Here is a 22,125-nt window from a genome sequence, read left to right as displayed (position 1 = left end):
TAGCCATTCCGTTGCATCCGGTGTACGACACCACATCGTTGACCACGCACTATCGCCCCATACGTATCGGGCGTGTTCCGCCTAGGTATCCGGCCCACCCAGCCGGCAGACACGCCGATTGCGTCGCTTTTGTCGCGGCCGACGAAATGGACTGACTCTTCCGCCGTCTCAAGAATGCGCCATTGCAACGCGAAAACCGTAGGCTCATCGGTAGCCGATCCCACAGTCCAGATGGGCATCGCGATCTCCTGCCCAGACTCCGGAAAGCTGATGCACGGAGCGATTGGGATTTGACTTTTGCTCGTGCGAATTGCGTGCGTTTATACATACACACCAAGGCATATCGCAACTATAGATCTTCACTGAAAAAGTGCAAGGAGAATAGGCAGCAACGCCATCTCACGCCGCCGACGCCCCAACAAGAGCCGCTTCGTTCAGATCGGATGCGTCGAGAAAAAGTTGAGTTCCATTGAAGCGACAGACAGCAGCGCATTGGAAAAACAGCGCAGCCGAAAACATGCCATCGTCTATCTGAGTCGCAAGCGCCTCAGGTGGCAGGTTGACACCTATCTCGCCAAGACGACGGGAGAGCTTGCCCCAGTCAAGCCAGGGGTGCAGCGCCAATTCACCCTTCATTAATGCTGCCGCGCGCACCTCCCAAGGTGACTCGTCGCTTAGTGCGCGGGACCAATGCTCAGGGTACTCGCCGTGTGAAGCCATCAAAGCCTGAAGGAAAAAAGTGAAGCGAAAAGTTCCCCGCTGCACCTTCCCTTCTACAGAACGTGCAGACTCAGAGAGGCCCAACTTAGTTAACTCGTCTGCGAGTTGCGCGTAACTGACATCTCGTCGCGTCAGTGCAACGCGTACGGCGCGTGAGGCCAATCTGGCCCACGCGACATCGATGCTATCGCTAATTTTCCCTTGAAATTGTGCTGCCATGTACTATTTTCAGTGTGTAGAAACGCACGCGGTTCGCGCATAAGCCAAACATCGACACGAGAGCGAACCGAACGCAACGACCGCCTATTCTAAATCCGCCCCGCCGACCCCGTCCGGGGCGCTCCTCATTCGCGGCCCCTCAAGATACGCCTCGCAATGAATTCTGTGCTTTATCTGGGCGTGGAAGGCGTTCTGTTTACGTGGCGAGTGTCTTTTGCCTCGCCGCGTCACAAATCGGAGCGTCCGCCGCATCCGGGCATCCTGCTGCCCTCCATCATCACTGCCGTGCTGGAACATCCTGATATCGAGATTGTGCTCAATAGCTGGTGGGTCGCGGACTACGGTTACCGCAGGATAGTTCAGCTACTGCCCAGTGAAATAGCGCGCAGGACCATCGGCGCAACCATGCCGGGAAACCGGACGCACCGACGCCCAGCCGAACCACGAACTCGCGCGGATATTTTGCGCCTGGATATTGCCAGGCGAAACCCGCAGCACATGACGATTGTTGATGCGTTCCAGAGCGCAATCCCTTTCGAATACATGTCGCGAGCCGTCGCTGTATCAGGGAAACCGCGCTCAAACGCGAACGGTTTCCGCTCAGAACTCTGCCGCCTGCTCACCTCAGACTAGGCGTCACCTTGCAGCAGGCACCCACTGATGGATTAACGATGATGAACATCTACCCGAACTTCGACGGAGCCCTGCATTCTGATCAGGCCTTGTACGACAGTGATTGCATGCGGGCACCGTATGTAGGATTGCCGACAGTGACCCCAGAAAAATACGCTAAATTGAGAATAGCCCCAGTTCCCAGTCGATTTTCTGCACCAGCCGCAAACACTGGACCTATCAACGAACTGTCGCATTATCTGGCTCGCCTCGACCGTTTCCAGCAGTCAATCTGGCGCAGCGAGAGAAAAAAGGAGCCGCCCCTGACTCGACTTGGTGGAGCCAATTCGCGACCTGGTCGCGCAGATAAGTTACCAATACAACGGACGCATAACATCGTCGTGCCGCGTGAAATATCAACAGAATCATTTTGCGCAGGACGCGCGAGACGAATAGCACTTGCGAAAACGCAGGCGAATCAGGTAGGATAAAAAGAGAAACTTATATCTAACCACGAAATACTGCGTTTGTCAAGCGAGCGGTGCAAATACATCGCAGATATCCTTGACTGCTTAAATGGATGACTTGATGGAATAACAGAGGAAATTTAATCCCAGAACCACAACACTGGGTAGAACGGTCGTGTCAGGGATTGCGCCCCTGACACGCCGTATTTTGGTGGTGCACCCCAAAAGGGGCTCACGCGCCCTAACACGCGCGTAGGTTCTCACAATGGGTGCGCCGTGTCAACACACGCCTGTACAAAGGCAAACGAAAGGCAACCCATGAGAAAGAAGAAAACATCGGCGCGGTGCGGTTTCGAGCCCAAACCTTTGCGTCACCTCGATCTGACTGGAAAACCGCCCCCAGTACCGCAGCCGGCGCTGGTTGGCCCCCCAAGGCCGCCGACCCTTAATCCATGCAACGCGAGGTGCCACTCTCCACTAAGCCGGCCGTGCAGGGCAGCAGCAACTACCTCACTCTCCTCCACTGGCGGTGCGGAAACCGGTGCTCAGCACGAAGTGCCGCTCATCTGCCGCAACCCCGAGTTGCTTCGCCCTGCATTGTTGCACCGGGCTCCGCGCCGCAGCGGGAAGGAGGAAGCATGAGCAGGCGCGCGCAAACACCCAGCGGCACTGACGTCACTGTATTTGGCGACCTCCCCGGCGACAACGACAACCCGTTACTGGAGAGCGTACCTACCGTGCGAACGCTATCGATAGCGATGCGCCTCATTGTGGTACAGGAAACGCAGAACGTCATAGGCTGGTCCGTACAGGAGCTGACCGCGCACGAGGCTGCCAACTCTTTCGCCAGCGACGCGACACGCGCAAGCCTCTGCATCAACGCCATCACGCAGGTTCGCACGTCATACCGGGACCATTCAATCCGCGCAAATCACTTCCTGCACCGCAGCCTCGACGAGCGCAGACATGCGATGGTCTCCCGGTTCAGCATCGCACCGAGAGCAAAGCCCCGGGGTATCGCGGTTGCGCCCCCTCCCGGAACAGGCCGCAGAAGGCTGGCAGACATGGTGGCGTCGGCGCTCGGCAGCGAACCTCACGTCACGCGGACAGCGGCCGACACGAGCTTTACCGAATACTTTCAGCGCCCCGTCCTGCGGATGGCATGGCGCATCGACGGCAAGCTCTCAGGATTCACAAAAGAGTTCATTGCCGCGTTCGACGCGGCATTTCAAACCAGGTATGTGAGCGATACGCGTACTCCGCTCGTCCGTGAACGCAACATCGTCCCCGCGGTATGTCCGCTAGACAACAGGGATCTTCAAACCTGCAATGCTCCAGAATCTGCCCATGCCGCGACTGGGGCCGGGAACAATCCCAAAGCAGCGTCCACGCGCAGCTTCCGGCCTCGGAACGTCACCGGGCACGGGAACAAAGATCGCCTGGCAGGCCTAGGAGATGATAAATGAGCGCTTCCAACTTCCTCCCATCCACCAATGAGCCTAATCGCGATTTAATACTGCCGGACGATAGCAACCCGCTTCTCGCTAGCGTGCCACCCGTGCCAACACTTCGTGAAGCAATGCAGCTCACCGAACTTATTGATACCTACGAGGGCACTCCAATCTCATCTGGCGAAGAAATCACACAGCGGGTATCCAATGTCGCCGTCACAAATGCGGCTCGGGCCCGAACCGTAATGACCGTGCTGGAGCAGGTACGAAGCTCTTATCTTGACCGTGACCTGCGGGACCAAACGTACGTAAACTTCACGTTTACAGCAAACCTTGCCTTGCACAGGAAGCGCGACCGCCGAGGGTATGAGTTTCCGCTGGTATTTGGAATCGCGCCAAAAGCACGCCCCCGTGGAATCCTCGTCGCCGCGCCCCTGCGGATGGGTCGGCGCAGCCTCGCCATGACGATCGAATCGCTCTTTCGTCGCGAAGCCATCCCTATCAGAATTCCAGGTACCCGCTCTGGAGATTCGCGGTACCTGCAATTGCCAGTAATCCGCATCCAATGGCCAATAGATGGAAAGATACACGGCCTGGCGCGAAACTTCGTGGGGGCGTTTGATACCATCATGGGGACGGACTATGCACGACGTAGCCATACGCCATTCTTTCGCGACCGCGACATCATCCCTGCGTTGTCAGCGTTATCCATCGCAGCCAATCTCGGGCTTCTTATTGTCGAGCGGATCAACACGCTGGATGCGAGCACGCGTGCCGCGGAAACGACCTGGGATGGTCTGGCTCAACTCACCCGCATGACTGGAGTCCCGGTCCTGTGCCTCACAACCCCTGGGGCGGCCATCGCCGGACTGTCCAGGCTGCCCGGAGCACTCGGAGACCTGGCGCCTACCGGCGTCATTGAGATCCTTCCGTCGGCGAGTTACAAGGAGAAGCATTGGATCGACGTCTGTCGGTCGTTATACGATGCTACGGTGGGTTCGATCCGCCAGGACTCAATGCCCGATTGGCTGCCTGAGGCGGCGTATGAGTTGGCGCTCGGATACCCCGGGGTTCTGGCAAAAGCGCTGTCGTACATCGCGCTGGAACTGAACGCGCTGAAACTTGCAGCGTTCACGACAGACGTCTTTGTCACTTACGGAAAGAAGGCGCTCGCGCTTGATCAGAGCCATCTCAACGCGGTCAAGAGGATTCGTATGGGCGGCGGCGAGTTCACCCGCGCCAGTCTCTTCCGTTATGGCGACTGGTTGTCCTTCAGTCACCTCACATCGCTGCCACTCGGCGCCGAAATGGTTTAAGGAGCACAGCATGCTTAAGACCATGTTTCCGGCCGCACCACATGAGACCGCCTTCAGTCTGACCGTGACGCTAGCCGGCACCACGTATGACCCCGACATTCGCACTGTCGTCGCCATGGCATTCCGCCACGCAACGCCATTGCTACATACCGCCGCCTGTAGGCTGCAGCGCTTCTGTGAAATGTCGAACTACGTCTACGGTGGGCCACATGAAGTACTCATGGAACGAACGCTCTACCCACTCTACCTCTCCTGCTTGCCGACTTCGATGGGAGACAGGCTGGAGACGCAAGTCTGCTTTTCCAATGAAAACCGACTCTGCTGCCCCGCCCTGCCTTTGCCTACGCAGGGCGCAAACCGGTATGGCCTTGAATGCAAGGAGTGCAGTCGCATATCATTACGGGAAACAGGCCGCCGATGTTCTTTTACCGTTCACTGCATCCCCCTGCTGACAAGATGCCCGATACACGGCTGTATGTTCACTCTCGCTGATGAGTGTAGTACGTACGAAATCAGCATGCGAACGTCATACGGCTTATCCAGGTACAGAAACAGTCACCGCCTGGGAGAAATACTCTTTGGGCTCTCGCAAAGCACTCACAGCCAGTCTGCAACCGATCAAACAAAAATACTGCTACAGCAGCGTGGGTATATTCCAGAGCACGGTCGACATCGAGCCAAAGAGTTTTCAAAGGATTTTCTCAGTGCGCTATCAGGAGGCTTTGAAGATGAGCGACTCAACGTCTGGATCCATTCAGCCGGGATGTTGCCGCAGGCGCTGCGCTCATTGAGACTTCCCGAACGACCGGCTCATCCAGTCGCGATTGCATTGCTGCAACTGGCTCTCGAATCCGTTGAATATTCTCCTCCACTCACCGCCCATAAACAGGATCGGTCGCCAGGCAATAAAACTAGCACACTACGCCCCGGAAAAGATCGCCTGGAAGAGAAGAAAAGGCTATGGCTGGTGCACCTTTCGAATCATAAGGACTGCACGCGAAACCAGGCCCGGCTTCTGGCTGCAGCTTTATGGTCGTGGTTGTACGCTCACGATCCCGCGTGGCTCGAACAGCACCAGCGTGCGCCCCTGCCACGAACCTACCGCCGGCCAGGAATACAGGCGACCGAAAACATCCGCGCCCGTATAACCGCCAGCTTGCGCTCATCAGGTGACACAAAACTGCTGACACGCCCGAGATGGCGATACCGGGCAAGGATTAACTGCGGTTTGCCCGAACGGGTCTTCGATCGTCTCGTCACGCAACGCCCGTAGCTAGATAGTTCGTCAAGGATGAAGCAATCATATCAGTGCACTGCGCTGAGGCATTGGCACGTTCCTGCCCGATTTCTCTGAATGGATCAATCGCAATCGTGAACAACCAACCCAACACAAAGCTCCAACCTTATTTCTCCCTCTCATCCATTTGTCCCGGAGAAGCTTTTTCCGGTTATCTGGCGAGGCACCGATACATGACGCCGACCTATATCTGCAAAGAGGTCAGCGGCTTGAACAAGTCACCATCATGGATCTTCCCCACCAATCTTGCCAGGTACATTGAACTTCTAGGAGATCGGGTGGGTTCCGAAAATGATGTTCTCGCGAACAACACGTTGCTTCCCGGATATACCCGATTTCTTTTCCGAAGCGCGCGTGAGCAATTGCGACAACGACATCTCACGGAATCGCAATGGTCTTCGGCAACCGAATTAGGCATGACACGCATGTCTCGCCCCATCTGGAATCCCGCAGTATGCATGATATGCCTGCAAGATGATTTGACGCCGAATGGCACGCCATTCTGGCGTCGGGATTTTCTTTTTTCCCATACCCGCTTCTGCCCTCGACACGAAACTCCACTTTATGAGATGTGTGGCGCCTGCACGCACTCCTCACGGGTATCTGACGTTATAACTTCGCCGCTGGACAGTTGCATCTGTGGAAACCCGCTTAAAGCACGCACGCATACCTTGTCCGAACGCGCTCAGGAGATCGAGCTAGACATTGCGCGAGGATGGTCCACGCTGCTCGACAGCTCCTTTTGTCCTCGAATGCGTGGCATCCAGTTCGCGGACCTGCTGCATCAGGTGGCACGGGCACATGGGTTGATCTGGCGCGGCCGGATTCAACGTCGAAAGTATCAGGCATTGGTTTCCGATTCCGCAAAAGCAGAAGTCATCATGAGTCTGCGCATCCCCGTTAGCGGTCCGCTCATACACCGAGCGCTCGCGGGATTCGAATGTCCACGCAACCCATTTGTCTCCATCTTCATGCTTGTGGCCCTGTTTGGCAGTTGGGCAACGGCGGAGGCGGCTATCAGAGCCTACAAGTCCACATCTATCAATCCCCATGTACCTTTTGATGACGCGCAGCCCTGCGCGCCGCGAAGGAGATCGTCATATAACCACGTGCAGAGTATGGCAAAGTCAATCGCCCTGCTTCCCGAAGCCGGCCACCTATATAGCGAAATAAAAGAAGCTAATCCTCACCTTAGTCACAGCGAAGTCGTAAAAACCCTCCCCATGAGGTACCGTCGCGCAGCGACCAGGGAAAGCCTCGCAATGCATGGAGTGGATCTCGTCCCTGCGCGAAAAGGAGACGAATATCGTCACGCAGTGGACGAATCCCTAGCGTCCCACATTGAACGTAGGAAACTTGAATTCGTTGAGAAAAACGTCCCCTTTGTCATATCTTCTTCCCGGCTACTATCTGGCCACCCACGTGTGTCCCAAAGGACAGCAGTTCTGGCGAATTTTCCGAAGGCCGCCGCAGCACTCGAACGATGTGTCGAAACAAATGAGCAGCACTATCGGCGCCTCATCAAGACCGCCATACGGTCCGGAGCACTGGAGGGGCTTACTCCAGCAAGCGAACACATCGTTGACGAAATGGATCTGCGTCGACTGAATCTGCTCTGGGCACGGGTGAACCGCGACGATGAGACAAGAACGCCCTCCGGCGTCCAGCAAGCGGCCACGCACTCGTCTGCCAGTGTCCCACCTGGCAGGGCACACGATGGCGGGCTTCCCGATGACCTGTTCGGAACCACAAGCGAACCCGACGATGCCGAGATGCCGCGTTCCTGGGCTCAACCTGTCAGCAGGCCCCAGACAACACCCACTGCGTTACCCTTCTCCCTCCCCAACACGCCATACGTGCGAACGGATGATGTGCGTCCCAAGCCACCCTCCCCGCCGCGGGTTCGCGTTCCTCACCGCTCCCAGATTCGATCGACTCCGCCCTCTTTCTCCTTGCCTCCCATCCATCCTGACGAGCCGCTCTCTGGCTATCTAGCCCGCAGTTGCTACATAAAAAAGACATCATTCTGTATGGCTGTGACGGGATCTTACACCCTGCCGTCGTGGATTGTTCCCTCCCAGATCGAGGAGTGTGTTCGTCGCCTGGGCGATTGTGTTGGCTCTGTGGACGATGTCCTGAACAGGAATACCCTTTTTCCAGGGTACGTCCGATTTGTTTCGTCACACGCCGCAGATACCCTACGTCACCGACACCTTGTTGGGCCACAGTTCGCCGCGCCTTTTTGTATGAGCCCTGTACGCGGCGTACACGGCCACGCATGGAAACCAGCCATTTGCCTTTCCTGCCTGGACGAAGATCTTGGCCGAACGGGTACCCCGTTCTGGCGTCGAGAATTCCTTTTCACGGCCGTGCGATTTTGCGCCCGCCATGAAACACCTCTTTATGAGTTTTGCAGTGCCTGCGCGCATGCCCCGCGCGCGTCAATCGCCTATGCTGCGCCGCAGGGCATCTGCAATTGCGGAGGCCCGCTGCAAGCGCGCGAGCAGGCCATTTCAGAAATTGGTCGGGAAATCGAACTCGACATGGCACGGGCATGGTCCACTTTGTTAGATCACAAGTTCGCTCCTGAAATCCGGGGGCCGCATCTATCAAAACTGCTCCTTCGAGCAGCAAGTGAAAACGGCCTGGTGAATGACGGGCGGATCGAACTAAACAGATACCAGGATTTGATCTCCAACCCGGACCAGGTTGAAATAGCAATGAGGCTAGGGGCGTTCACGGGTTCATCACTCATTCAAGACGCCCTATCGGGCAAAGAATGTCCGAGAAATCCCTTTGTCACAATCTTCATGTTGAACACCCTCTTCGGTAGCTGGAAGGCTGCCAGGTCAGCAATTACATCGCAAGAAAAAGAAGAGAAACCTCGTGAAATCATAGTCAGCACGAGTGTCATTGGCGAGGCTGATCCGACACGCAAAAGAAAGAGCGATACTGCAAGACAACGTGCTAAAGCCTTAGCCCGACTGCCTGAGACCACTCGCCTTTATAACGCCGAACGCGAGGCGAATCCACATCTATCTCATTCTCAAATCGTAGAACGGCTGCCAGCGACGTGTCGCAAAGCAGCAACTCGCGACAATTTGCGACAGCATGGTGCCGACCTGGCACCGGCACGCATCGGCGCCGAATATCGTCTAAAAGTCGGCAAGTCCCTCGCGTCAACGATAGAGCGCCGTTGGAAAACGTTCATTGATATGGAGGTCCAATTCCGGATATCCATGTTCCGGCTATTGGAAGGTCTGCCAACCGAGCATTACCAAGGCCTCGCGGAAAAATTTCCAGACGCGGCTGTCGCGGCAGAAAGGTTCGCGGAGACATGGGAAGCATTTTTCAGAAGAGTCGTAAAGTCCGCAATTAGAGCGGGAAAGTTGGCCGAGTTCGCGCCAGAAGATGAACACACCATCGAAGAGATGGAGATCTCCAAGGTCAAGCAACTCTGGAAACGAGTACGGAGAAATCGTGAAAATTCTTGAGCTTCCGCTTCCTTTCGTCACACCAAGACACGTCGCATTGCCGTTTCGCGATGCGTTCGGCGTCCCACACGGTGACCGTTACCTGCCGATGCGTGACGCATCGGAAATGAATATCGCGACGAGAGCGAGCTTCGGTGCCCTAAAGTTCAAACGGCCACATCAGGCACTTGCCCTGAACGAGATGAGGCCTCTTTATGCTTTCAGCTTCAACCCGTACGTCATTGACATCCGAGATCAGTATCCCGTCTACGATCAAAAGAAATACAACGAGGCGAGGATGCACGGTCGGCCAATGTCTGCGGAGGACGTGATGACATTGGACATCATTCTGACACTTGTCCTGCCGCCGGACTATCGTCTGCATTACCACGCAGTTTCCATCAAGGACGGGGCCGCTGAGTTCGACGATGCTACAAAGTCAAGACTACAAAACGAAGAAAAGAAAATCAAGGCTCGCGGCTGGACCTATGAACTACTTAGGGGCAACCAGTTCGACGTGCTGACCTGGGGGAACCACGCGGTAATGAAAACCTGGATCACAAATGTCGACGTCTGGCGCCACTACGACGAGGCAGCTACCTTCGCGCGCCGATTGCTCATCTGCTCCACTCGCGGAACGCTCGACGACATCATGAACCGGCATGCCAGACATCTGGGCATATCCCTTGACTGGTGCTACGAACTGTTCGCCGTCGCCACATGCTTTGGTTTCCTGTATCCCGACCAGCGGGAGCCCCTGCGTACGGATAAGCCGTTGCATCTGCTATGGAGAACGTGATGGCAAAGGCACATGTTTATGGAACGATCGCGCCAATTGTGGCCGATGAGGCGCTGGTCTCTCACCTGAGGGAACTTCAATACAACGAATGGCCCGCAGGGCTTGAACGCTTCAAGGCCTTCGCGTTGTCAGATGCGCCAGAGGATGCGATCCACATCGCTGTAGCCTGGAATCCGGCAACTCGCGCGCTGTATGTCCAGAAGAGGCAGAGCAACGAGGATGTACCGACGTCCCGCATGCCGATCAAGGTCTCCGTGGACGACAACCTGATATCGCGCGTGAAGCCTGTTGTCGGCTCAACACTTCCCAAGTGTATGCAAAAACCGCTCACCGAAGTGGAACCAGGCATGCTTAAGGGCCTAGATCAGCGCATGATGCTTATCAATGCACTAGTCATGGTTGATACCGTTGGCAGAAGCAAAGAGTCAGATTTCATCATCGACGACAACATCTTCTTTGACCCCGAATACAGGAACGATCGCATCCGGAAAATGCAGGCGGAGCTGGGCAAAGGCAAAGCCTTCCGTTCCAAGATGAACCTGCTGCTAACGAGGTTCATCTGGTACGGAGGCGGCCGGCGCTCGATGCTCGCCCTCACGCCGGAACAGGGGGGACCGGGAGCCAAGCGGCTGGCACCTGCCTGCAAGCCGGGCCGGCTATCTCACAAGGAGATGATGAATCGCGCTCGCGCCACCATGAATGGAAAGAAGACCTTCAGACGGGGCAGGCGCACCAGCAAAAATGACATCGAGAACATGACTGATTCGCTCACGAAGGAATGGGCGGGTGAGAAGGTAAGTCTGGCGACAACCCATCAGCGCATGATCGAGGAGCACTATCCCGATGTCCCCATCGAACAGGCACCCAGTTATGGCCAGTTGAAGTACCAGTTCGAAGATATCGTGGTCGCCAATAATCTGCGCGAAAAACGCTATGGATCAAAAGCGATGGCGCAGTACTTCGGACCGCGTACCGGAAGCTCGAGTGACCTGACACAGGGTGTGCTGGAAATTCTGGATACCGACGGTTTCAGGCCGAAGCTCCCTATCGGAGCACTCGTAGCGGGAAAACTTCAACCGGTCGAAATATGGATCATCTTTGCAGTATCCCGTCTCTCAGGCGCGATCCTCGGATATGAAATCACGCTCGACAGAGAGCGTGGCATAGCGTACCAGCGATGCCTCGCATGCTGCCTGCTTCCGAAGGACGAGCGCGTGGAAGCTCTTGGCCTACAACCGCTCAAAGGTCTCCTGCACGGAAACATCGATGGCATATTTACGGACAACGGCCCGGGGAAATCCAGAGCTGTGCGCAAGACCATCGATCAGAACCTTGGCGGGATCATGTTTAACCCGCCTGGTGAGCGAGGGGATCTGAAACCCTTCGTCGAGCGCCTGCACGAAACCATGATAACAATCATGGCCGAAGAGATTGCGGCGGCGTACACACGCCGCACCGACCGTCTCGAGAGAATCAAGCGTCGCATCCGTCGTATGAAGAAGCCCATCCCACTGGATAACTTTGAGCGCTTTCTGCTCAAGGCAATCAGCCACCTCAACTTGACGTCCAACAAGCGAAAGCTGCGCACGAAGGAAATGTATGATGCAGGAGTCGGGATCACTCCCGCTGCCATCCACACCTATCAACAAGCGCAGCGACGTGGCGAAGCAGCTCGCGTGAGAAGCCCGCAGGAGGTCTTCGACATCTTCTTGCCGTGGGATCGCGCTACCTGCAACCAGGGGATCGTGCTGTACAAGCAGGCCACATACTCGTCAGACGAATCAAAAGAGCTCGCCAGGCTGCACTCATTGGCTCCGAGCAATGACAAGTCTTTCAAGGTTGAAGTCAAGCGGATCGCCCGGTTATCCGACAAATTACTTTGCCGCGACGCAGTCGGCAACGTATTCGACCTTGAGATGACTGACGCAGACAAGCGACGCTTCGGGAGGGTCAGCTGGAAGGCGATGGAACTTGCACTGCTCGACGAGTCGCTACAAGAATCCAACCTGAAAAAACCTCGCGCCAAGTCCGCTGGCCAGCTTAAAAGCACAAGACAGGAAGAACTTGATGCGATCGAAAAGGGGCGTGGCAATGCCTTTGCAGGCGCGGTAGGCCGAACCACGAAGATAGCCCGGCAGAACGGTGCCGCACTTCGCGAAAACGACTTTGCGCAGGCACACCGTGCTGCTTACGGGCTGCGGCCCTCCAACGCGGCTCCCACTCCTGATCCGGCCACCATCAACGTCTGGGAGACAGAGCAAGTCGATGCGGAGGATCCTCTGGTGCTGGCGGCATTGAAAGCCGAGGAGGAGTTCCGGCGAACAGGATAAAGCTGCTGGCGTTGTACCGCGACCGCCCCCTTGCAGGGCCGACCGTTGGCGGTCGCGATTTCTCTTGAGGTTCCCCAAGGTCCCACTCGATAAGCAAACCTGGATAGATTTGACCCAGCGTCGGAAACTCGGAGATTGCTGCCTAAGACGCCTGGGTGAATCAAATACTATTGATCAATAGTCGTGAGTCCACGACCACCCACCATATCAGCTGATTGCACTCCTTCAGCATCTTGCCGAATCTTCAACCCGTTCTTCGCCCACATAAAACGCCGAATAACCGGAAGTCACGAGATTGTAAAAAAGCCAAATCCTGATCGGATTTGACCAACTCAGCTACCGCGCTCGGCGATGGATTTAGCTTGCGCGGCTTAGAGTCCCGCCCAGAGTCAGACCAGCGCGGCATCTGTATCACAATCTAATTGCCGGTGCAGATCAGTTCGCGAGAACACGAACGCAGATCGAGAAACGTGCAACATTGCTCGGCATGATACATGTTGCGCAGCCCAAAAAGCCCTGTGGGACGGGAGTCTCCAGTGTGTATCACAAAGTTTTCGCCCAGATGTACCACGAACTAATTGACCACGATAGCGGCTCATATCGGAGAACGTATCGCCCGGATGGTCGATTGCCGCCACCACGAAGCCAGCATCGGCAAGCGTCTCGGCAAGATCATGGTGGCCAAGGTACGAGCCACCGTGGCCATGCGAAATCACAACCAAGGGTAGCTTTTCACCGACAGTCGGACAGTTTCGCCGCCCGTTCAGGATATATGGTCCGATAGGCACGTCTAGTGCGGCCTCGGCGCATGGCGTCCACACCATCGCTTTTAACGCGGGGCCATTAGCGTCAGACGGAATTTGAAGGACCTGTATTCCGGCGGCATGTGCGATCGCGCTGGACAGGCAAAATAACAGGGTCGATATTAATGCTTTCATGAGGTGCGGTAATTTCGACATCGGTTGGTGTCCGTTCGCTTTGCGGCGATTATCTCCTAATCGCCGATGATGTCGTTCATTGCCAGAACGGCCGCGAAACCGCATATCTACGAATCGATGCTACCGAGGCTCAAAGAGGACATGAATCGATTGGGTCCTGTTGAAAGTGTCCGGTTTGTAGGTGTTGGCAACCAAGGTTGGGACATATATCAGGTTATACACGATTCGGGATCGTCCACCTGGCGCATTCACCTCGCAGACAACGGCATTATCGATGGCTTGCTGGTGCAAGCAGGCCCCTGAATCGGTTCTGGAATCGAACAGGCTGAAACAGCCACAGGACGTACCACATCAACAAGCGGCAACTACAGGTCAATGACCAGTTCGTCAGAGTTTGCCCGCGACACGCAGATCATCAGCGATTTGCCGCACGTCTGCTCGTGTTCACTCAACACGTAGTCGCGGTGCTCGACCTCACCCGATAACACCGCCACCTCGCAACTGCGGCACAGTCCTTCCCGGCACGAAAACGGCGGACAGACGCCGTGACGTTCGAGGCTCTCCAGAATCGACTCGTCGGGTTCGACCACACATCGCATTCCGAGCCTTGCAAGCACAATCGTGAATGCCCGCTCGCGCCTATCGGCGACTTGCACCGGAGACGCGGTAAACCGCTCGAAATGCAGATTCTCGCGTGGTATGCCGGACTGCTGGCCGTGATGCGATACGGCGTCCATCAGTCCACCCGGTCCGCAACAATAGATGTGCTCGCCAGGTTTTACGTCGCTCATCAAGGTTTGTATTTCAGGCGCCCCACTGGTTAATTCGTCGTTGGCGTGCACATAAACCTTGCCAGCGAATGCGCGTAATTCGTCGAGGTATGCCGCGCACATCCGCGACCGCACGCAATAATGCAATTGCCAGGGTACGGCATGGCGGACACACCATCGGATCATGCTAAGGATAGGCGTGATGCCTATCCCGCCTGCAATGAAGCGATGAGATGTCGCCTCGCGTGACAGACCGAACAACGTGCGCGGCTCGCTGATCGTCAGCAAGTCGCCTTCCCGAAGCGACGTGTGCAGATAACTCGATCCGCCGCGCGACGTCGCGGACAGGCTCACGCCAAGACGATAACGGTCTGTTTCCACTGCATCGTTGCAGAGCGAATACTGTCGCGTGAGACCGCCGGCCAGATGAACATCGATATGCGCGCCGGGCTCGAACGGAGCAAGCGCCGCGCCGTCTGCGGCCTGCAATTCGATCCCCAGTATCCCTTCCGCCTCGCGCTTCAGTTGCGTTACTTTCACCTGGATCATCTCAGGCTCCTTGCACTGCTTCCGGTATCTGCTGTTTCTCTTCCTCAAGACGTTGATTGACGGCCCAGCGAAACTGGGACAGTGCGGCGTCGATACCGAACGGCATCATCCTGAAGTCAGGGTTCAGTGCGAGATTTTTCTGCTGAGCGGTGATGATGTCCCGGTCCTCGTCGAATGCATCGACAACCGCCTGATGGATCGCCCGCGTGACGTCGGGCTGATCAATCGCAAAGTTGTGCGGATGACCGAAGAAGTAGTGCGTGGAGTTTTCCGTTTCGGGCGTGAGTGCCTGGCAGCCACGGAATTCCGCTGCGTCGACACGCGCACCTTCTTGCGCGCCGGTACCGACCGGCGCCATGCCGGAATCCATTCGCAGAATCGCCGGAATCGTGAAGTCGTAGACATTCCAACGGTCCACCTTGCCAGGCCAGTTCTTGACGGCGGCGGCGAACGGAGGCGCATCCGTGTTCAACGTCCAGCGCGTGATGCGAACGCCGCCGTCGATCCGCTCAACTTTGGGCTGTACCTTTGCATAGTCTTCGGGGCCGCCCAGCGTGGTGGGATGCACGAACGGCAGATGCGAGAAGTCCAGCAGGTTGTCGCAGATCAGCAGGTAATTCACGTCGTAGTGAATGTAACCAGGCAAGCTGCGCCACTGCGGATCGTCGAGCCAATGGGTGTCGGGAATCGTCGCCGGATCGGCCAGCGAAGGATCGCCCGTCCAGATCCAGATCCAGCGGTGCCGCTCGACAACCGGGAATGTTCGAACTTTCGCTTGCGGCGGAATGCGCTGCTGAGCCGGCGCTTCAACACATGCCCCGGTGCTGTCGAATTTCAGGCCGTGATACATGCAGCGGACGCAATCGCCCTCGCGCCGCCCAACCGACAGTGGCGCGCCGCGATGACAACAACGATCCTCGAGCGCAACGACGCCGCCGCCTTCCTCGCGATACAGCAAAACCGGGATACCGGTAATGACGCGAGCGAACAGCGCTTCGCTTTCCACCTCATGCGACCAGGCGGCTACGTACCACGTATTCCTGATAAACATCCTTGTCTCCATCATGTGGGTGCGGCCTATCGTTGGCACGCTTGACCTCAAGATAGATTCGGCACCATCATGCGTCAAGCCAATGGGACTAATGCAAGGAATGCACGCTGTGCATATACGTGATCTCGATCTGAATCTGCTCGTGGTGTTCGATGCGCTGCTTCGCGAACGAAGCGTGACGCGAGCGGCATCCGAAGTGGGGCTGTCACAGGGCGCAATGAGCCATGCGTTGAATCGGCTGCGGGCGTTTTTTGAGGACCCTCTGTTCGTCAAGACGCCATCGGGCATGGAGCCGACGCCAAAAGCCACCATGCTTGGCGTCTCGATCGTTGAAGTCATGACGACCTTGCGTCAGGACGTCGTCTCGCAGGCGCGCTTTGATCCTTCGACAGCGCGGCGCACCTTCGTTCTCTGCATGACGGACATGGGCGAACTCGTCTTTCTGCCACCGCTCATCCGGCGGTTGCGCGAGGAGGCGCCGAACTGCACGTTGCGATCCGTACAAGTTCCGATCGAGCAGATCGAGGGGCTGCTTGCGTCTGGAGAAGTGGATCTCGCGTTGGGGTCGATCCGTGCCGCGCCCGATGATCTCTACCAGCAACAACTCTTTTTGCACTCTTTCGTCACGATGGTGAGCGTGCGAAACAAGGAGGTCGGCAAATCGATTACGCGTGAACAGTTCGAAACGATGCCGCAGATTGTCGTTTCACTGACTGGGCGCGCGGGTGCGGCTTATGACAGTGCGTTCGACGAGTACGGCATCCATCGAAATGTTTATCTGACGACGCCGCACTTCCTCGTCGTACCGCTATTGATCGACGAACATCCTGAACTGATTGCCACGGTGCCGCTGGAGCTTGGGAACGTATTCGCCAAGCTTGGGACCGTTAAGATTGTCCCGCCGCCGGTGCCGCTTCCACCGTTTGCACTTCGCCAGCTCTGGCATCCCCGATTTCACGACGAACCGGCCAATATCTGGCTCCGGCAACTCATCAAGCGCACGTTCGAGCGCTATCCCGACTTACCGGCAAGATAGCGGTCCCGTTCTGTTCAGCCCCGCCCCCCACGGCGACCCGCTCAGGCCGCGCCTGTCGTAAGGACAATCTTTCCAAAGTGTGTGCCGGAGTCGATCAGCTCGTGAGCGCTGCGGGCGTCGGCAAGTGCAAAGGTCTTGTAGACGACCGGCTTGATCTTGCCGCTCTCGATGTGCGGCCACACATGCTGCTCGAGTTCATGAACGATGGTCGCCTTATCCGCGGATGTGCGCGATCGCAATGTCGAGCCCATATGTGTCAGACGTTTTGTCAGCATCGGCACGAGGTTAAGCTCCTTCGCCGGCCCCTTGATCACGCCTACCTGGAGGATCCGTCCGTCCATGGCTGCGGCGTCGTAATTTCTGGCCACGTAGTCGCCGGCAATGATGTCGAGGATTACGTCGACGCCTCTTCCATCGGTAAACCGCTTCGTTTCAGCGACGAAATCTTCCTCGCGGTATTCGATCGCGAGATCCGCGCCGAGCGCGAGGCTGGCCTCCCGATGCGCCTGCGAGCCGACGGTCGTGATGATTTTCGCCGCACCGAACGCCTTCGCCAGCATGGTCGCCGTCGTGCCGATACCTGACGCGCCGCCATGGATCAACACCGATTCGCCGGCAACCAGCTTGCCGCGTTGGAACAGATTCAGCCACACCGTCATGAACGTTTCAGGCATAGCGCCCGCTTCGACCAGCGTCAGGCCTTTAGGGATATGCATTGTGTTGCAGGCATGCGCAACGGCATATTCCGCGTAGCCGCCGCCGGGAATCAATGCACACACCAGTTCGCCGATCCGGAATTGAGACACGTCGGCGCCAACGGCAACCACTTCACCTGCCACTTCCAGCCCTGGAATGTCCGAAGCGCCGGGGGGCGGATCGTACAACCCTTTGCGCTGGAAAACGTCTGGGCCGTTCACGGCAGCCGCGTGGATGCGGATCAGCACCTGGTCGGCGGCCGGCATCGGCACTGGGCGCGTAGCCGGCACCAGGACCTCAGGACCGCCGGGCTGTTTGATCTCAATGGCCGTCATGGTCGACGGCACACGATAAGTTGAAGCAGACATGGATACCACTCCTTCGATTGATGAGGCTCGATTGATCCGGTCGGATCACTTGGCGAGGAACTCTTGCGTTCAGTATAGGCATCGACATTGATGAATAAACGCAGCATTATTCATGTGGTGAGATGCAAATTTGCATCAGGAGGGTGGCACGATGAACTGGGACGACGCGCGGGTGTTTCTGGCGGTGGAGCGCGAGAAAACGCTCCGTGGAGCGGCCAGAACGCTCAATCTCGATCAGGCGACGGTCGGCAGGCGGATTGCGGCGCTGGAGCACGCCCTGCGTGCAACGCTTTTTCTGCGCACCTCTGAGGGTTACACGCTGACTGCCGCAGGCGAGGCCGCGCTGAGATCGGCGGAGAAAATGGAACACTCCGCACATGAACTCGTCAGACGAACTCAAGGCACCGATACGCGGCTTGCGGGGGATGTAAGAGTCACCAGCACCGACTCGATCGCGCTCGATTTCCTGCTTCCCGCCATCGAACGCCTGCATGCCGCGCATCCCGAAGTGCGCGTCCTGCTGGACACGTCGACGCGCATGCTCAATCTGGCAAAGCGTGAAGCGGACATTGCTGTCCGGTCAGTCAGGCCGGACAATCCCGATCTTGTCGCGCGGCGTCTGGCTCGCTGGCCCATGGCGCTCTTTGCATCGAGTGCCTATCTCGAGCAGCACGGCCATCCTGCCACTGGCTCTGCATTCGCGGGCCACGATCTTGTCGTCTATCAGGGAAACTGGACTGGTAATCGCTCACCGACTCTTGCCGGCGAACCGATTCACGCGGGTCGCATCGTGTCGACTTTCAATTCCAGCCTCATGCTGCGTACGGCGGTAAAGGCCGGCATCGGCATCGGTGAACTTCCGATACATCTGGCGGAACACGACGGCCTCGTGCAGATCTGGCCGGCACCCGCGCGTGGGGCGGTCTACGAGATCTGGCTCGTGACGCATCAGGACCTTCGGCATACCGCACGCATCACAGCAATGATCGACGGCATCGTCTCCGCGTTCGAAGATCACACAACCCTCACGAAATAGTCGTGCACGATGTCGTGCTGGCGAGCGCATACCTTCAGATCTTCGCCGCACTTCAACTCACTCACGAGTGACGCGTCTGCTGATGCAATGAATGAATTGAAGTTGACTGCGCAAGTCCTACCTAGTCTCGATCAAAGCGATCTCAATGGTACGTCATCGTAGACGACTGCAGCCTGGTCAGCACGCCGCGTTTGAATCGGAACCAGCCTTGCGAACCCTGCATCACGACTTCATCGCCTTGCCAGAAAACGCGCTTGATCGTCATACGCTTATCCGAACGCTGGACAAGTGGCGGATAGCGGTGAAAGTCATAAAGCGCTGAACCGGGGAAGAGATGAAGGTCCGTCTAGTCCCGATACCCGGGATCTCTCCGGTCCAGCTTGCGTCTGAGTGCTTCGAACTCAACCGTCCCTTCCGGCATGCGCTGCATGCCCTGGAATTCACCGAGATCGTTGCGCGATCGGACCGCCACCGGCGCGCTGATCAGGTTCGGCGTGCCGCAGGCCGCGGCATCCACCTGAATCTGACACGCCCGCTCCAGCCGGTATAGCCGCAGAAAACATTCCGGCACCGATGCGCCTGTCACCAGCAAACCATGATTGCGCAAGATCAGTGCTTTCGCCGAGCCGAGCGAGCGCACAATACGATCGCGCTCGTCAAGATAAAGCGACGCACCCTCGTAATCGTGATAGCCGATGTTCTCGTAGAACACGGTCGAAAACATCGAAATCGGCAGCAAGCCTTCCTTGATCGCGGCGATCGCCATGCCCGCGCGCGAATGGATATGCATCACGACCAGGTTGCGCTCGTCGTGCATCATATGGATCGCCGAATGGATCACGAAGCCCGCGTAGTTCACCGAGCTGTTCGCGCCCGACACCGCGTTGCCGTCCATATCGATCTTCACCAGGCTCGACGCCGTGACCTCGTCGTAGTTCTCGCCGAACGCGTTGATCAGGAAATGATTCTCTGGACCGGGAATGCGTGCGGTCAGGTGGCCGTAGATCTGCTCGGTCCAGCCGAAGTAATCGACCAGCCGGTATGCGGCCGCCAGTTCGACGCGCAGCGTGCGCTCCGCGTCGCTCGTGCCGTGCGCGTTGTCTCGCGTCAGTGGCAAATCATCCATCGTCGTCATCGGACTCGCAGACATATTCTCGCCTCCACCAAAATTGCGCCATCGTGGCCGCGCGTCACCCCGCTTTTCATCACACGGCGCGTTGCTCGACAGCGTGCTCGGCGCCGTGCCCTGCATCGCTCGACTCGTCGTCGCCGATCGGTGCATTGAGCCGGCGATCCTTCGTATCAGGTAAGCCGAAGGCCGCTACCAGCACGGCCAATGCGAGCAAGCTGACCGGATACCACAGTCCGAAATACACGCCGCCATTGGCCGCCACCATCGCGAAGGCGACGCTCGGCATGAAGCCGCCGAACCACCCCGCGCCGATGTTGTACGGCAGCGAAATCGCGGTATAGCGGATGCGCGTCGGGAACAGTTCGGTCATCCAGGCGCCGGCTGGCGTGTAGATCATCGCCAGCAGCGAAAGCAGATACGTCATGATGCAAATCAGCACGCCGCGATGCACGTGCGCCGGATCGGCCAGCGCCGGATAGCCGTTCGCCGCCAGCGCCTTCTGAACGTCCGCCTGGAATTGCTTTTCCCGCGCGGCGAAGGCGGCTTTCGGCATGCCGGTACCGTCGAACGCCTGGAGCTTCGTATTGCCAATTTGTAGCGACGCCATCGAACCAGCCGGCAATGTCTGGTTCTCGTACGACACCATCCGGCTCGCCAGATAGCCCTTCGCGATATCGCATGAAGAACTCAGCGCCGCCGCACTCACCGGATTGAACTGCAACGAACAATTGGCGGGATCGGCGGACACGACGACCGGCGCGGCGCGTTGCGCAGCTTCGAGCGCTTCATTGCCGTAGTGCGTCATCAAACGGAACGCCGGTTGCAACGTCAGAGCCGCGAGCAGCGTACCGATCAGAAAGACCGGTTTGCGACCCAACTTATCGGTCAGCCAGCCGCACACGATATACATCGGAATGCTCATTAACAACGAAGGCAGCATCACCCAGTTGATCGTGACCGGATCGATGCCGAGCGTGCGCGCCATGAAGAACTGTGAATAGAACTCGGACGTATAGGCGATCACACCGATCGCGGTATTGACACCGCAGGTCAGCAGAATGGCCGTGCGCAGATAACGCCATTCTCCGAATGCTTCGCGCACGGGCCGCCGCTTGTCGCGCGCAGCCGCTTTCATCTCTTCGAATACCGGCGATTCCTTCAGCTTCAAACGCAGCCACATCGAAATCCCGAACAGCACGATCGAGGCGAGAAACGGAATCCGCCACGCCCAGTCCGCCAATGCGCTTTCACCGGAAATCGTGCGAGTCACCAGCGTAGCCGACAACGCGAGAATGATCCCGGCCGGCGTCATTGCGCTCAGCCACGAGGTATCCTTGCCGCGCTTGGCCGGCTCGGAATGTTCGGCCACATAGACAAGCGCGCCGCCATATTCGCCGCCGACGGCAAGACCCTGCAGCACCCGCAGCACGATCAGCGTGGCAGGCGCATAGATGCCCCATGTTGCGTAGTTGGGCAGCAAGCCGACGAGAAACGTGGGCAGTGCCATCAGCATGATCGTCGCGACGAACGTGCGCTTGCGCCCGACCAGGTCGCCGATCATCCCGAACACGAGCGAGCCGAACGGCCGCGCGACGAAGCCCGCCGAGAACGTCAGCAGCGCGAAGATGAATGCTGCCGTCTCATTAACGCCGGAGAAAAACTGCTTCGCAATGACCGGCGCGAGTGCGCCATAAAGCAGAAAGTCGTACCACTCGAATGCCGTGCCGAGTGACGAACTTATGATCACCTTCCATCTTTCCCTGCCGGTGAAATCGGCGCGGGGGGATGCTGTACCCATGTGTCGTCGTCTCCGTATTGCCGGACACTCGCGGTGCCACGCCGCTGTGGCATGGCACCGCTCTGCC

At 57.5% G+C, this 22,125-nt stretch carries 15 protein-coding genes and 2 pseudogenes; 9 read left to right on the top strand and 8 right to left on the bottom strand.

Going from position 1 to position 22,125, the window contains the following annotated elements:
• Window positions 1-399: 399 nt before the first annotated feature.
• Complete coding sequence (locus tag ACOSV0_RS21445) at window positions 400-939, bottom strand: DUF6471 domain-containing protein (RefSeq protein ID WP_434113364.1); 540 nt, start codon at window positions 937-939, stop codon at window positions 400-402.
• A gap of 156 nt (window positions 940-1,095) precedes the next feature.
• On the opposite strand from ACOSV0_RS21445, the gene ACOSV0_RS21440 reads away from it, so the two are divergent.
• The 7 genes from ACOSV0_RS21440 (at window position 1,096) to ACOSV0_RS21410 (ending at window position 12,684) form a co-directional block, all read left to right on the top strand.
• Complete coding sequence (locus ACOSV0_RS21440) at window positions 1,096-1,572, top strand: HAD domain-containing protein (protein WP_434113362.1); 477 nt, start codon at window positions 1,096-1,098, stop codon at window positions 1,570-1,572.
• A gap of 1,084 nt (window positions 1,573-2,656) precedes the next feature.
• Complete coding sequence (locus tag ACOSV0_RS21435) at window positions 2,657-3,484, top strand: hypothetical protein (protein ID WP_434113361.1); 828 nt, start codon at window positions 2,657-2,659, stop codon at window positions 3,482-3,484.
• Window positions 3,481-4,785, top strand: a complete 1,305-nt coding sequence (locus ACOSV0_RS21430; protein ID WP_434113359.1) for a hypothetical protein — start codon at window positions 3,481-3,483, stop codon at window positions 4,783-4,785. Before ACOSV0_RS21435 ends, ACOSV0_RS21430 begins: the two co-directional genes overlap by 4 nt.
• A gap of 517 nt (window positions 4,786-5,302) precedes the next feature.
• Entirely contained in the window at window positions 5,303-6,058 is a 756-nt protein-coding gene (locus tag ACOSV0_RS21425; protein ID WP_434113357.1) for a hypothetical protein, read from the top strand.
• A 197-nt stretch (window positions 6,059-6,255) separates the two neighbouring features.
• Window positions 6,256-9,576, top strand: coding sequence for a TniQ family protein (locus ACOSV0_RS21420; protein WP_434113355.1), 3,321 nt, complete (start codon window positions 6,256-6,258; stop codon window positions 9,574-9,576).
• Window positions 9,563-10,354, top strand: a complete 792-nt coding sequence (locus tag ACOSV0_RS21415) for a hypothetical protein (protein ID WP_434113353.1) — start codon at window positions 9,563-9,565, stop codon at window positions 10,352-10,354. The genes ACOSV0_RS21420 and ACOSV0_RS21415 overlap by 14 nt, the downstream gene beginning before the upstream one ends.
• The gene (locus ACOSV0_RS21410) at window positions 10,354-12,684 is read left to right on the top strand and encodes a hypothetical protein (protein WP_434113351.1); all 2,331 of its coding nucleotides are present in this window, start codon (window positions 10,354-10,356) and stop codon (window positions 12,682-12,684) included. The genes ACOSV0_RS21415 and ACOSV0_RS21410 overlap by 1 nt, the downstream gene beginning before the upstream one ends.
• A 590-nt stretch (window positions 12,685-13,274) precedes the next feature.
• On the opposite strand, the pseudogene ACOSV0_RS21405 reads toward ACOSV0_RS21410, so the two are convergent.
• The 3 genes and pseudogenes from ACOSV0_RS21405 to ACOSV0_RS21395 form a co-directional block, all read right to left on the bottom strand.
• Window positions 13,275-13,622 (bottom strand): annotated as a pseudogene (locus tag ACOSV0_RS21405) (dienelactone hydrolase); the annotation flags it as partial.
• Between the two features lie 365 nt (window positions 13,623-13,987).
• On the bottom strand, window positions 13,988-14,941 hold the full coding sequence (locus ACOSV0_RS21400) for a PDR/VanB family oxidoreductase (protein ID WP_434113349.1): 954 nt from the start codon (window positions 14,939-14,941) through the stop codon (window positions 13,988-13,990).
• Between the two features lies 1 nt (window position 14,942).
• Complete coding sequence (locus ACOSV0_RS21395; RefSeq protein WP_434113347.1) at window positions 14,943-15,992, bottom strand: Rieske 2Fe-2S domain-containing protein; 1,050 nt, start codon at window positions 15,990-15,992, stop codon at window positions 14,943-14,945.
• A gap of 100 nt (window positions 15,993-16,092) precedes the next feature.
• Between ACOSV0_RS21395 and ACOSV0_RS21390 the strand changes: the two genes are divergently transcribed.
• Entirely contained in the window at window positions 16,093-17,028 is a 936-nt protein-coding gene (locus tag ACOSV0_RS21390) for a LysR family transcriptional regulator (protein ID WP_434116046.1), read from the top strand.
• 41 nt (window positions 17,029-17,069) lie between these two features.
• Here the strand turns inward: ACOSV0_RS21390 and ACOSV0_RS21385 are convergent, their stop codons facing one another.
• Window positions 17,070-18,092, bottom strand: a complete 1,023-nt coding sequence (locus ACOSV0_RS21385) for an NAD(P)H-quinone oxidoreductase (RefSeq protein ID WP_434113345.1) — start codon at window positions 18,090-18,092, stop codon at window positions 17,070-17,072.
• Window positions 18,093-18,243: 151 nt separating this feature from the next.
• On the opposite strand from ACOSV0_RS21385, the gene ACOSV0_RS21380 reads away from it, so the two are divergent.
• Complete coding sequence (locus ACOSV0_RS21380; RefSeq protein ID WP_434113343.1) at window positions 18,244-19,128, top strand: LysR family transcriptional regulator; 885 nt, start codon at window positions 18,244-18,246, stop codon at window positions 19,126-19,128.
• Window positions 19,129-19,270: 142 nt separating this feature from the next.
• Here the strand turns inward: ACOSV0_RS21380 and ACOSV0_RS21375 are convergent.
• From ACOSV0_RS21375 to ACOSV0_RS21365, 3 genes and pseudogenes are all read right to left on the bottom strand, one after another.
• Window positions 19,271-19,453 (bottom strand): annotated as a pseudogene (locus ACOSV0_RS21375) (hypothetical protein); the annotation flags it as partial.
• Between the two features lie 21 nt (window positions 19,454-19,474).
• Window positions 19,475-20,278: a class II aldolase/adducin family protein gene (locus ACOSV0_RS21370; protein WP_434113341.1), complete on the bottom strand. Its 804-nt coding sequence runs from the start codon at window positions 20,276-20,278 to the stop codon at window positions 19,475-19,477.
• Window positions 20,279-20,333: 55 nt separating this feature from the next.
• Window positions 20,334-22,058, bottom strand: coding sequence for an MFS transporter (locus tag ACOSV0_RS21365; protein ID WP_434113339.1), 1,725 nt, complete (start codon window positions 22,056-22,058; stop codon window positions 20,334-20,336).
• Window positions 22,059-22,125: the final 67 nt, after the last annotated feature.

Source organism: Paraburkholderia caffeinilytica, assembly GCF_051027425.1.
Taxonomy (GTDB): domain Bacteria; phylum Pseudomonadota; class Gammaproteobacteria; order Burkholderiales; family Burkholderiaceae; genus Paraburkholderia; species Paraburkholderia caffeinilytica_A.
This window is presented reverse-complemented; position numbering and strand designations above follow the sequence as displayed.